Here is a 13,032-nt window from a genome sequence, read left to right as displayed (position 1 = left end):
GCTGGAACTCCCCGGGCACGCTTTATGTCGAGTGCGCAAAGGTGGGGAACCGGTGGCTGGATGAGGCACGCGTCCACACCGCACCTTCACTCCACAGTATTCCCAATAGGTACAATCAGCCCATCCCGCAGATGCTGACGTTTGGCGGCAGGTCGCTCCCACGTGTGCCGGCTTGCGTGTACTTGATTACGAACGAGACCGGCTGGGACCTCGGTGACACGATCCACATCGCGATGTACACGGTTGCCGGCCAACCTGGACCAAGGGGTTGAGGGTGGACAAGCCTGCAAGAGAACTGCTAAGCCAGACCGCGCTCCCCCTCTGGCGGCAGAGGCTTCCCCTGGAGCAATCAAGGGGCCAGGTACATCAAGTGTGCGTTGAAGAGCGCTCACAAGAAGTGACACTGCCGAATGACGCGGGCACGATGGCAACCCACTATCTCGGCAGGAACACCATAGTGCGACCAGTTACCGGAAGGCTCTGCTCTAGAAGGCACTGTACGGATTCGACGTGTGGAACGGCGATCCTGGCGGCTGGTGTGTCCAGCTCTTGGTCAACATGAGGCCGGGCGACACATATCGGGTCCGACTGTGGTCGTCAATCGACCACCGACCTACCTGCTCACCTGCGGGACACCGCGTGGTGCAACATCAACTGTTCGTTCAACCACAAGCTGCTAGGCGCGACAGCATAGGATGTCTAAGAGGCCACTTGGGCCCTGAGGGCCAGTACTATGGGATGCCGTGGTGCAATTGATGTCCACTGGCCAAGCAGATGTACGATGACGCGCTGGCGCATGGTAAGGGCTGGTACGCGAGCAAGAGGGACCAGATTGCGGTAATCGTGGAGACTCCTATGCGCCTGCGGCTCCGCTTCATAGGGATCGATCCGTACTAGCATGGCTGGCCAAGGTCTGACACGCAACCCGCTGGCGGCGAAGGAACGTCAAGTGCGACCGCCATCTACCATCCCTAGAAGTGGAGGAGTTGCTCTCGGGACTGAGATGCCTGTCCGCGCAACTTTCCTGCCGTTCGCGTTGCCCGACGTAGGCGAGGCGGAGATTGCGGAAGTCACAGCCGTGATTCGGTCCGGCTGGCTCACGACCGGGCCCAGGGTAGCCAGGCTGGAAAGCGAGTTCGCCGCCTTCACGGAGGCGAAATATGCCGTCGGGGTCAATTCATGCACGGCGGCAATGCACCTGGCGCTGGAGGCAATCGGCCTCGCAAGCGGCGACGAGGTTGTTACGAGCACCTACACCTTCGCCGCGACAGCCGACGTGGTCCGCTACTTCGGTGCCCGGCCGGTGCTCGTGGACGTCGACCCGAACACCTTGTGCATTGACGCTGACAAGATCGAGGCCGCAATCACTCCGCACACGCGCGTAATTATACCGGTGCATATTGCCGGACTGGCGGCGGAGATGGACGAAATCCGAACCATCGCGGCACGCCACGGCCTGATAGTGATAGAGGACGCTGCCCACGCTTTTCCCACGAAGTACAAAGGGCGAATGGTCGGGGCCCTCTCTGATTTCACCTGTTTCAGTTTCTACGCGACCAAGCCACTGACTACGGGTGAAGGAGGGATGATCTGCACGGACAACGAGTCGTGGGCAGAGCGCTGTCGGATCATGAGTCTACACGGCATCGGCCACGACGCCTGGAATCGGTACTCCCAAATGGGCTCTTGGTACTACGAGATTGTCGCGCCCGGGTTCAAGTACAACCTGACCGACGTCGCCGCAGCGATGGGCCTTGCTCAGTTGCGGAAGACGAATCGAATGCGCGATCGGCGCGCGCAGATTGCCCAACGATACACGGCGGCCTTTCGGGCCATGCCAGAAGTGGAGCCGGCGCCGCAGGCAGAATACGATGGCCAGCACTCTTGGCACCTCTACCTACTGCGCCTGAATCTGGACTGTCTCTCAATCGACCGGGCCCGGTTCATACAGGAGCTCAAACGCCTCAACATCGGTACCAGCGTGCATTTTATCCCGCTGCATGTCCACCCTTACTACCGGGATACCTACGGGTACAAGCCGGAGGATTTCCCGATTGCCTACCGCGAATACCAGCGCGAGGTTTCGCTCCCGGTCTACTCGAAGATGACCGAAGACGACGTTCAGAACGTAATTGACGCCGTAGTCGCCACAGTCAAACGCTACCGCAGTTAGTGATTGCGAAGCGGGTCGCCGACATCTTCTTCGCCGCGGTCGGGCTGCTGGTCCTGAGTCCGCTCCTCGTCGTCGTCGGTCTCGCGGTCAAACTCGGCTCTCCGGGGCCGATTCTGTTCCGCAGCCAGCGCGTGGGCCGGAACGGCCGGCTGTTCTCGCTGCTCAAGTTCCGCACCATGCGGGAGGATGCCTGGCTCACCGGCCCGGAGCTTACCATCGGCATGGACGCTCGGATAACCGGCCTGGGGGCCCACCTGCGCAGAGCCAAGCTGGATGAGCTGCCGCAACTGCTGAACGTCCTGCGGGGCGAAATGAGCCTGGTCGGGCCGAGGCCGGAGGTGCCGAAGTATGTCAGGCTCTACACGCCCGCGCAACGCGCAGTCCTCAACCTGCAGCCGGGGATTACCGACCCTGCTTCAATCAAGTACGCCCTGGAGAACGATCTGCTCGGGGCATCAGCCACGCCGGATTCGGACTACGTGAACCTCATCATGCCCGACAAGATCGGGATCAACCTCGCGTACGCCGCGCGAGCCAACCTCTGGACCGATTTCGTGACCATACTGAGAACCCTTTTTCGGATCGCCGTCCGGTGAAACCCATGCCCGAGTCGGCGCAACGGTTGGGCGGACACGGCGGCTGCGCGCTGACCCGCTGGCTCGCCCCACCGGCCGGTTGCGCCTGCGAACCGTGCTCCGACTTACGTCATTCGCGGCTTTGTCATGCCCCATCCGCCTCTCACGGGAGGCGTTCAGGACTATTGCGCACGGGCTTACTCTCCGCTAGACTGTCCGCAGTGAAGAGCAAACTGCGCGTGGATCCGTACACACAGGGCAGAGAAGCGGCAGCACCATTATGAAGCGAATCCTCCTGTCTCCGCCGCACATGTCAGGACGGGAACTGGAGTTGATCCAAGATGCATTTGACACGAATTGGCTAGCGCCAGCGGGGCCGCACTTGGATGCCTTTGAGCGTGAGTTCACACAGATAGTGGGGATTCCCCACGCTGTGGCACTTTCCTCCGGTACCGCGGCGCTGCATCTTGCGCTTCGCATCCTTGGATTGCGGTATGGCGAGGAAGTAATCTGTCCGACGCTGACTTTTGCGGCCAGTGCCAACGTGATAACCTACGAAGGCGGTGTCCCTGTGTTCATTGACTCTGACAACAGCAGTTGGAACATGGACCCTGGGCTTCTGCGCGAGGAGCTTGCCGCCTGCGCGAAGCGGGGCAAACTGCCTCGAGCGGTGGTTGTGGTCGACCTGTACGGCCAGTGTGCAGATTACGACCAGATACTGGCCGCGTGCTCGGAGTACGATGTGCCGGTGGTTGAGGATGCGGCTGAGGCCTTGGGAGCTGTGTACTGGGGCCATGGGGACAATACCGGGAGCCGCCAGTCAGAGTCGCCGGCGTCGACCTCGACCTCGGCCTTAACCTCCGCCCGCTCCGCCGGCAGCTTCGGCAAGGTGTCGGCGTTCTCGTTCAACGGAAACAAGGTCATTACCACGGGCGGCGGTGGAATGTTGGCGTCCCACGACCAGGCAATCACCGATGAGGCGCGGTTCCTAGCCACGCAGGCCCGGGACAAGGCGCTACACTATCAGCACTCCGAGATTGGTTTCAACTACCGGATGAGCAACGTCTTGGCCGCGATCGGAAGAGGACAGCTTCCGGTTCTGTCCGAGCGCGTCACCGCCCGCAGGCGGAACTTCGAGTTCTACCAGCGCTCTCTGGGCGACCTGCCAGGCATCGAGTTCATGCCCGAGGCTCAGTACGGAAGAGGCACGCGATGGCTCACCTGCCTGACGCTGGAAGGGCGGGAGACGCGAGGCGGGAGACAGGAGACAGGCGAGACCGGCCCAGGGTCTCTGGTCCGCGGTCTCATGCAGGCGCTGGAGGCAGAGAACATTGAGGCGCGGCCGCTCTGGAAGCCGATGCACCTGCAGCCGGTGTTCAAGGGATGCCGAGTCCGGGGCGGAGGCGTGGCGGCGCGTCTGTTTGAGAACGGGGTCTGTCTGCCGAGCGGGTCGGCGCTGACCGAGAAGGACCTCATGCGTATCTGCGAGATTGTCAGGCGGGCCTGCTTGGCTGCGAGAAGTGGGCCGCGTGCGGCGATGGCGGGATAGTCTTGAAGCCGGTAGTTCAGATGCTGGAATGCAGAGGCGAGAACGCAGAATGTGGATGAATTACGAATGGCACCGAGACGACAAAGGGTGGGTGGCGGGATCGTTCTCTGGCACGACTCGGTGTTCTCTGTCGTTTCTGGGGCTAGTCATGATTGCGCTGCTAGCCCTAGCCGGCAGTGTCGTGGATCAACCCGCCGGGTCCCAAGAACCGGGCTACAAGCACTGCGTCTGGGGCCAGGTGCGCTCTCCCGACGCCGTCTCCGCCCCGGACATCTTCGGGTTGGTCTCAGCGGCGGGAGTTCCGACCGACAACGCAGACCTGACTCGGGTGGTACTTTTTCAAGCTGTCGCTCAGAAACGGATGAGAGTTAACCTGCGGGCGATGCTGGACCCCGGCCAGGTCATTCCGCTTGCTCCCGGAGACGTGATCAGCGTGTCGACCTCGACGTGCTCTTCCATCGTCCGAGGCCTCGCAACCGTTTCCGAGGTCGCGACCCTCGTGGGTTTCGTCTTCACGACGCTGACTTGGAGTGGGATCAGGTAATGAGTCCGGGGACTGAACACAGAGACAGAGCCGCGACTCCGGCATCCGGCTTGAGGGGTGGGCGGCAGCCGGGCATGCCGATAGCTTCAGACACGTGGTCGATCTTCTACGACTACCTAGGGAAGGTCGCCCAACGGAAGTGGCTGGCGTTGGCCGTATTCTGTGCAGTCCTAGGGCTAAACGTGCTTTTAACCGCTCACAGGCGGCCGATCTATCAGGCGCGGGCGACCTTCATGATTACCCCGCAGGCCAGCCAGACCAGCGTTTTCGCTAGTGACGCCGCCGACTATCCCGTGTTCAGGACCAACTACGTCGACAACTGCCTAGAGCTCTTGCGCAGCCGGAGCATGGCGGAAAAAGTCGCGGCACTAGTGCCAGAGTCGATCCTGCTATCGGCCTGGGTCTTGCCCTTGCAGGTACGCCAGACCGACGTCATCGAACTGGTGGCGAGCGGTCCGACAAGAGCATCGGCCGTCGCGGCCGCCAACGCCTACTTGGACGTCTATCAACAGTATGACCTCGAGCAGAGCCGGGCTGAAGTGTCGGCGACCCGACAGTTCATCCAAGACCAACTGGCGGTGGCCGTACCTAGACTGGATTCTTTCGAGCAAAGCCTGGAGCAGTTCAAGACATCGCATCGTATGGCCAACCTCGACGCCGAAACCCAAGACCTCGTTGCCCGCCAGTCTGAGATCGCCGCCGCTTACCAGCAGGCAGACGCAGAGATAGAGGCAGATCAAACCCAGCTCGCGCAGGTGCAGGAGCAGATTAACCAAGCCGGGCAAGGAACGGTGGACCGGATGGGAGGTGCAGCGTCGCCGCTGGTTGCTAGCCTGCAAGCCAGCATCAATCAGCTCGAGGTCGAGCGGGCCAACCTGATGATCAGCGGCTTCGGCCAGGCTTCTGACCGGGTCCGTAATCTGGACCGCCAGATTGACAGCACGCGCGCTCAGCTCAAAAGCGCAGTGAGGACATACATGAATCAGCAGGAATCGGGCCGACCGGTGGGGCAGCTCAGCGCCCAGCTCGAGGCGGCCGTGACCCTCAGCGCCGGGCTGACCGCGGCCAAAGCCCGCAAGCAGGCCTTAGCCAGCGTACTCTCACGCTATGACGCCTCCCTCGAAAGGTTGCCGGAGACCGAACGACAGCTGGCACGTCTGTCCCGCGATGTGGAGACCGAACGCAAAGTCCACTCGCTGCTTTCCGAGCGCTATGAGGAGGAACGAATCCAGGAGGCCGGAACGGCACCGACGGTGAAGACGATCGACCGCGCGCAGGGCGCGTTCCAGACCCAACCGAACGTCCGAAGCAGCCTCTCACTCGGCGTCCTGCTTGCCCTAGCCTTGGCTCTTGGTTCGGTATGGGTGGCAGAGCACCTTGATACTTCGATACATGGACCGCGGGAGCTGGAGCAGCGGGGGTATTCGGTGGTCGGCAGCATCCCGCGGCTCTCGCGCGTCGGTCGGCATCGACGTAGGCACGGTGAAGACGTGACTTCTCACCTCGTTACCCACTCCGATAGCGAATCCTCCGGAAACGAGACGTTCCGCATGCTGCGCAGCGGCCTCGGCTTTGCCAATGCCGAGCGCCCCATCCGCTCGATTGCCGTGACCTCGCCCGGACCGAGCGAGGGCAAGTCAACCATCGCTGTCAACCTTGCCGCCGTGCTTGCTCAAGCCGGCTCCCGTGTCCTCCTGGTGGATGCCGACATGCGCCAGCCGGCGCTCCACACATTTTTCAAGCGCCCGAAGGAACCGGGGCTTTCCGACGTCGTCGCGAGCGGCGACCCGGCTCCGGCTGTCTTCGCGACCGGGCTTGATGGATTGTTCTGTCTGCCCTGCGGCGCGACACCGCCAAGCCCGTCCGACCTGCTTACGCTTAGCGCCACGCGCGCTCTCCTGAAACGGCTTGAGGATGAGTACGACTATGTCGTGATCGACACGCCGCCGGTCATGGTTGCGGCCGACACCCTGATTATCGGTGCTTTGGCCGATACCACTCTCCTGGTTGTCCGCTCCGGCCGGACCGCACTCGATGCGCTTGAAGACACCCGCGTGGCTTTGGTCGACGGTGGTGCGCATCTGTCCGGCATCGTGGTTAACGACGTGAAGCGCTCGGGCCGTCACGGCCGCCACTACTATTACTACTACAAGTACCATAATCGCTACGCCGGTCACCCAGCGGATGCGGCACAGCCGGTCAAGACGGAACAGACGAACTCGGAAACAAGAAGCTAACGGTGAGAAACCGACGAGAGCCGTGCGTGCCGGCTCTTGTTGGTGGAGGATTGCAGATCGCTTGGCAACCGGCAATCGGAGGTGAGTTGTCTGCCAGCCAGCGGAAGTCGCCTTGCTCGCGGTTGTGGTCGCGCAGCAACTACGATTTGCCGGACCTCAACCAGCGAGCAAGCGATGGAGTGCACTCTCGCCTCCGCGTGCCCACCGTTCGCGTGGCCTTGCTTGCCCCGCTACATGCCTGATGGCGGTGTGGTTATCAGTGAGACGTATTGGCGTGAGGACATGTCGCGGTGTCTGACGGGCGTTGCGCTGCGTGTAACGAGCTTCACAATTCACACTCAGACTGTTCTTCCCACAATCCGCACGCGGCCTCGGAATGATGGTGCCTACGGCGGTACGCGCGTCAAGCAAGCGCGCAGCTATTGAAGCGTGACGGCCCGTAGAAGGCAACCCACGCACCGGAGTAGCGCAAGACCTCGGTGGTGACGACAAAGGAAAGGTGCGGAACGCCAACCTCGTCGTCGTCCGTCAAGCCGAGCGCTCGCAGTATCGCCTCCCGCGTCGCACGTCCACTCCAGAATGCTGTCAGCCTTTCTGTGAATTCCCGTTCAAATGAAAAGGGTTCGCAGTTACAGGTTTCTTGTCTCTGGTCTCCGGCCGTCGAAATCTCTGCATTCTGATCTCTGGTTTCTGACTTCTGAATTGTCCAAGTGACGCTTTGCGAACGATGGTACCTTCCCGACCTTGTCTCCCCAGCGGTTCCAGAACCGGTAGAGCCCGAGCAGGAAACCAAGACCATAGCTCAGATGCAGAATGGCATAGACGACCGGCAGCAGCGGCAGGTGCTTCCAGCCCTTCTTCGATGCGGTCAGGACCGACGCGACGAGATTCGCCAGCACATAACTGCCGCTGACTAGGGCGAACGCAGCCCATCCCCAAGAAACCAAAAACCACAAACCAAGAACTGTGATTAGGCTGAGAACGAACAGTGGCGGCACGAACTGCCGCGGCCGCATCTGCTTCGGGTGCTTCTGCAGCACCCGCACTTTGTAGAATCCATACTGATTGTACTGCTTCCAGAGCCCTCCCAGCGAACTCCTCGAGAAGTACGTGCAGCGGATCTCCGGATTGCAGAGTATCTTCCCGCCGTGCTCCAGCAGCCGGTAGCTGAACTCGTCGTCCTGGTCACGCACCAGCTCCTCGTCGAATCCGCCGATCCTCTCAAAGACCTTGCGCCTGCACACGCCCTGAAACACGGTATCCACATACTGCTCCTTGGTGGCGTAGCGGAACGTGGCGTCTCCGACACCGAAGCGACTCGTCATCGCGGCGGCGATGCTCTCGGCCGCGAGCCCAGATGCGCTCGCAATGGCCGGGCCGCCGACCATGTCAGCGCCCGTGCGCTCAAACGTCTCAACCACTCTTCTCACATAGTCATGCGCCAGCGTAGTGTGCCCGCTGATAATCCCTATCATCTCCCCGTGCGACTCTCGGATCCCGCGATTCCATGCGGCGGACTGAGTCCTTTCCGGGTTGCGCAGCACTCGGCAATTGCCATGTCCTGCGAGCACTCCTTCGGCGATGCACCACGAATCGTCCGTGGACTCGCCATCAAAGACCAGCACCTCGAACTCGGACTTGGCCGAGTCCTGGACAACCAGTGACTTCAAGCACGCCTTGATGGTGCCGGATTCGTTCCTCATCGCGACGAGCAGACTTAGTCGGCACGCGTCGCCCTTCGGATCGAGGGCTAGCAAGGTTTCCTGGCGTTGGCGTCCAACTCCATCAGTGCATCTCGGTAGCTGCATAACGTATATCCCTCTGTCCTCAGGTGCTCAATGAGCCACATGTACCATTCCTGGTAGTCCCGATAGTAGTCAGCGAAGTAGACATCGTGAAAGAGCATTGAGAAGTGACTGACGCCTCTGACCGCGGCGTCCGCAAGGTATTCAACTGTAAACCGCTTAGCCTGCGCCAGAGTCCTGGTCTTCCAAGGTCTACCAACCTGAAATACGTGGCCGTCCATGAGGTGAATCGGGAATTCCCAGAAAGCACCAAGCGAACAAGGGCCGGTTTCGGAGAAGGTCGTCGAGCTGTACGAGTACCCAACATCCCTGAGGGTCGCGACATCGGCGCCGGAGAGCAAGACAGACGATGGAGAGTAGCCGATGTTGTGCATTCTGACCCCGACAGTGCCCTGACCGGCGATCTTCCTGAACAGCTCCAACTCTCTTCGGGCACTCTCTGCCGACCTGTACTCAATGCCGTGAACCCCTACGTCAAATCCTCGTCTTCTGATGCACGCAATCCAGTAGCTGGCATCCGCAAGCGAGTAGCACAACTTACGGCCGTTCGCCACACCCACAAAGAAGGTCGAGGGCACACCGTGTGTTTCGTCAAAGTCCATAAGCTCCTTGAGGTGTTGCCAAGACCCGCGCCACAGGGATTGAATAGCCAGCGTGACTTCGCTCCACCTGGTGCGACCCAGTAACCACTCCAAACCGAATCGGACCACGAACTTCGGTACGACCAGGTCCCTGACGTGCTCCCGAGGAGACAGATGATCCACGTCGTGGGATACTATGACCTTCATCTAGAACAGGTTCCTCTTGAAGAATTTCAGAGCCATCTCCAGCGGCAGCCAAGCTCTGTTGACCCTGTAGTAAGGCGTCAGCTTCCCTCCGAACCCGCGGAAGTACCTCTCGATGGCAGGGATGACGGAACCCTCGAAGTCGAAGGCCTCGAGACCCAGCTCCTTGGCGTGACGAATCGCCTCGTACACCGCTAAGGCACCGGCTCCGTGGTGTTTGCTCTCGGAATGATACCCCCCCAGCAGATAGTAAGCGGTCCTGGCATCGTGAACGACGAACGCTCCGGCAATCGGCACACCATCCGATTGAGCAACAAAAGCGTAGCTGTTGTCAGGGCACGCGAAAGAAAAAAGAATTCGTTTCATGTACTCGCCATTCGCATCCTTCCCCTGCCGGGCAAAGGTAGTCTCCACCAGGGCAGCGATAGTAGAGTAGTCATCCGTCCGCTCGGCGTTCAGCCCGTCTCGTACAGCCTTTTGGATGTCGTTCCGGCGCCCGACGGACATCGCCGCGAGGATAGCCTCTTCGTGTTGGTCGAGTGGGAGCAGATACGTGTAATGAGGTATCACTTTGTAGCTGCGCCAGAAGAACGGCAGGCAGTCGGTAATAGCCTGCGCCAGAGACAGCGAGACCACGGTCGGATGCAAATGCTCGAGGAAATCGGCAAGAACCGTGAGCACATCGCGCCACTCCTCCAACCGTGCCACGGGATGCTGGGCACGGCACTCGAAGAACGGACCAATAGAAGGCGTGCACGGTGGGTTCCTCAGCACCGCCAGCCCCAGCCTTCGCTCCCGGAAAAGGCAGAAGCCGCCCCTTAGAGTACGTCCGGCATCATAGATTCCGTAGCGGGTGAGCGAATCGCCGAACAGGTCTGTCCAATCCACGGTGTTGAACACGCAGCCGTGCTCTCTGGCTAGGCGGTCGTAGCAATCCAAATCACAGTCGGGAAGGCACCGAACTTCGAATCCGTGTCTGGCCATGGTCAGCGGGAGACAGACCGCGCGTCTGCGCGCTGACGGGGCGCGTCCGGCCGTCGTCGGCTCTGGGCGCCCATTTCATCATACGCAGCAAGAAGCCGCTGTTCCGCTTTATCCCAGTTCCACTTCTCTGCCACCGCTTGCTTTCCGCGCAGACCCATGATCCTCCGTTCAGCGTCGTTTTCAAGAAGATTGACCAGTGTCTTCGCGAAATCCTCTGGTCTCGGTTCGGAGACCAGCAGTCCGCAGCCCGCTTCTCTGACATACTGGGATATCGGAGGCAGGTCCGTCCCGACCACTGGAATCCCGCAGAACATGTACTCAAACTGCTTCTGGGGGATATTCTTCATGAACTTGGCAGTCCTCAGGAAAGGGATGAGGCCGATCTCCGAAATGGCGATGTAGTTCACCACGTCTCCGAAGGGAACCCAGCCGACTGCATCTACGTTGAGTTCAAGCGCCTTCTCGCGGATGGTGCGCGCGACTCGGGCCCGCTGCGAGTCGTCCAGTTGCCCAACGAGCAACAGGGCTACGTTCGGCACGTCCTCTCTGAGCAGTGCGACTATCTCGAGCATCAGGTATAGCCCCCTCTCCTCGGCCATCGACCCGACGTAAACGATGCAGCGCCGGCCATCGTACATCTTCTTCAGTGATAGCACCCTCTCTGGGTTGGGAGTGCATGTCGCAATGATCGGGTAGTTCTTCACGACGACGACATGGGCGACGTCACGGTACACCTTGGCTATTTCGCAATCGGCCGTCACTACCAAATCACAATACCGGCACAGACGTCGCTCGATCGTCCGGAATGCAACCGCGACGAGCCTCGCGATCCAGCGCGGCAGCTTCCTTGACTCCACCATCATTTCGTAGTTCGCCTCCCAGACGTCGTAGATCACTTTCGCGTGCGTCAGAGCTTTCAGTAAGGGTATGGCAAATACCAACTCATAGTCATGGAAATGTACAACGTCAGGCCGCGCCCCGAGCGTGGCGCGGAGGGCAGCCGGTACCGACAAGAAACGACCGACAATCCCACGTTGAGTTGGAATGGGGCGGTACTCCATGTCCGGGACGGAGGGCGTGTCACCCCGAATGGCCGGTGCCACCAGTGTTACCTTGTGCCGTCGCGCAATGCTCCGGGTCTCCTTATGGAACAGGCGGTCATCCATGCAATCACGGCTGACCGAGAGGACACAAACTCTCATTGCCGCCTCCGGCCTGCGTTCTCCAGCGTGTCGGGCCTTCCGACCAGCGACTCAATCCAATCCAGTATTGCCCGGGCCCGGTTGTCGACCGAGAACTTCTGCGAATGAACACGGCAGTTCGAGGACATACGCAGCTTCAGCGACTCGTCGTCCAGCACTTTCTCGACGGCGCCGCTGATTGCCGAAACGTCCAGCGGGTCGACCCGTATCGACACGCTCTCATTAAGGATGTCGTCGTTGAACTCGCCGGTTGAGGACACAACCGGCAGCCCGCAGGCCATGGCTTCGAGCAGTGAGTTGCAGCATCCTTCTTCGAGCGTGGGCAGTACGAAGACGTCGGCGGCGCAGAGGTACTCGGGCAGCGCTTGATGATCGACCTCGCCCAGGAAGGCGATCCGAGAACTCGACAACTTCATTGGGCCAGAGCCAATCACCAGCACCTGTACGTTCTCGAGTCGCTCTACGGCTTCGATTACCCGGTCTGGTCCCTTGATGTGCAGGAAGTGGCCCACGAATGCCACCAATCGCCCGTCGGCCGGCAGACCGAGTCGCAGGCGCATTTCGACTTTGTCGAGCGGCCGGAACTTGCGGAGGTCGACGCCGTTCGGGAACAATCCTACTCTTTCCGGGGGCAGATGGAGCACGTTCTCGCAGAACTTCCGGTTCGGACGGGATACTGCAATCGCGCCCGTGACGTCCCTGAAGTCCTCCGCTGCGTGGCCCGAGTACATCTCGTTCAGAACGCCGTCGCCGTGAGCAACAAAGACCGGCAGACCATACTTCTTGCCCAGCCGGGCGACCGTTCTTCCGCTGGGATACAGGAAATGCCCGTATAGGACGTCCGTGCGGTCGACGAGCCCGGCGGCCACTCGCGCCGCAGCTCCTTCGAAGCATGCGTCGGACATGACGCCGGTGTTGAAACCCAACACCGATTTGGATGAGAAGGTGAGGTGACGCGGACGGAGGGTTTCCACGGTAGAGTGGTCTTCAGTCTGGTCGATCGTCCTGAAGCCATCCAGTGCCCCGTATCTCAAATCGGCGAAGCTCGTAGGGCAGATGACTCTGCACTCGGCGCCCTGCCGGGAGAACGCCCGCACCGCTTCCCGAACGAAGGTCCCACAGGAAGGCCTGGATCGCGACGGGTAGTTGCTGGTGACGACGGTCAGACGCATGTACGT

At 60.7% G+C, this 13,032-nt stretch carries 11 protein-coding genes; 6 read left to right on the top strand and 5 right to left on the bottom strand.

Going from position 1 to position 13,032, the window contains the following annotated elements; translation table 11 throughout:
• The 6 genes from VMH22_15145 to VMH22_15120 all read left to right on the top strand — a co-directional run.
• The coding region (locus tag VMH22_15145; GenBank protein HTW93025.1) for a hypothetical protein at nt 1-272 on the top strand (272 nt) is incomplete at its 5' end.
• Between the two features lie 731 nt (nt 273-1,003).
• Nucleotides 1,004-2,173: a DegT/DnrJ/EryC1/StrS family aminotransferase gene (locus VMH22_15140; GenBank protein HTW93024.1), complete on the top strand. Its 1,170-nt coding sequence runs from the start codon at nt 1,004-1,006 to the stop codon at nt 2,171-2,173.
• A 2-nt stretch (nt 2,174-2,175) separates the two neighbouring features.
• Nucleotides 2,176-2,769, top strand: coding sequence for a sugar transferase (locus tag VMH22_15135; GenBank protein ID HTW93023.1), 594 nt, complete (start codon nt 2,176-2,178; stop codon nt 2,767-2,769).
• Between the two features lie 256 nt (nt 2,770-3,025).
• The gene (locus tag VMH22_15130; protein HTW93022.1) at nt 3,026-4,297 is read left to right on the top strand and encodes an aminotransferase class I/II-fold pyridoxal phosphate-dependent enzyme; all 1,272 of its coding nucleotides are present in this window, start codon (nt 3,026-3,028) and stop codon (nt 4,295-4,297) included.
• Nucleotides 4,298-4,445: 148 nt separating this feature from the next.
• Complete coding sequence (locus VMH22_15125) at nt 4,446-4,841, top strand: hypothetical protein (protein HTW93021.1); 396 nt, start codon at nt 4,446-4,448, stop codon at nt 4,839-4,841.
• A 74-nt stretch (nt 4,842-4,915) separates the two neighbouring features.
• Entirely contained in the window at nt 4,916-7,078 is a 2,163-nt protein-coding gene (locus VMH22_15120; GenBank protein ID HTW93020.1) for a polysaccharide biosynthesis tyrosine autokinase, read from the top strand.
• 629 nt (nt 7,079-7,707) lie between these two features.
• Here the strand turns inward: VMH22_15120 and VMH22_15115 are convergent.
• The 5 genes from VMH22_15115 to VMH22_15095 form a co-directional block, all read right to left on the bottom strand.
• Nucleotides 7,708-8,835: a glycosyltransferase family 2 protein gene (locus VMH22_15115; protein ID HTW93019.1), complete on the bottom strand. Its 1,128-nt coding sequence runs from the start codon at nt 8,833-8,835 to the stop codon at nt 7,708-7,710.
• A complete protein-coding gene (locus VMH22_15110; GenBank protein ID HTW93018.1) occupies nt 8,829-9,671 on the bottom strand; it encodes a hypothetical protein in 843 nt (280 codons plus the stop codon). Before VMH22_15110 ends, VMH22_15115 begins: the two co-directional genes overlap by 7 nt.
• Nucleotides 9,672-10,568 carry a GNAT family N-acetyltransferase gene (locus VMH22_15105; GenBank protein ID HTW93017.1) on the bottom strand — a complete coding sequence of 299 codons (897 nt, stop codon included), beginning with the start codon at nt 10,566-10,568 and terminating at the stop codon, nt 9,672-9,674.
• Nucleotides 10,569-10,654: 86 nt separating this feature from the next.
• Entirely contained in the window at nt 10,655-11,854 is a 1,200-nt protein-coding gene (locus tag VMH22_15100; protein HTW93016.1) for a glycosyltransferase family 4 protein, read from the bottom strand.
• Nucleotides 11,851-13,026 carry a glycosyltransferase gene (locus tag VMH22_15095; GenBank protein ID HTW93015.1) on the bottom strand — a complete coding sequence of 392 codons (1,176 nt, stop codon included), beginning with the start codon at nt 13,024-13,026 and terminating at the stop codon, nt 11,851-11,853. Before VMH22_15095 ends, VMH22_15100 begins: the two co-directional genes overlap by 4 nt.
• Between the last annotated feature and the right edge of the window lie 6 nt (nt 13,027-13,032).

This window comes from bacterium (assembly GCA_035505375.1).
GTDB lineage: Bacteria > Hydrothermota > Tepidihabitantia > Tepidihabitantales > Tepidihabitantaceae > UBA2258.
The sequence above is the reverse complement of the archived record's forward strand: the minus strand, read 5'-3'. Positions and strand labels throughout refer to the sequence as shown.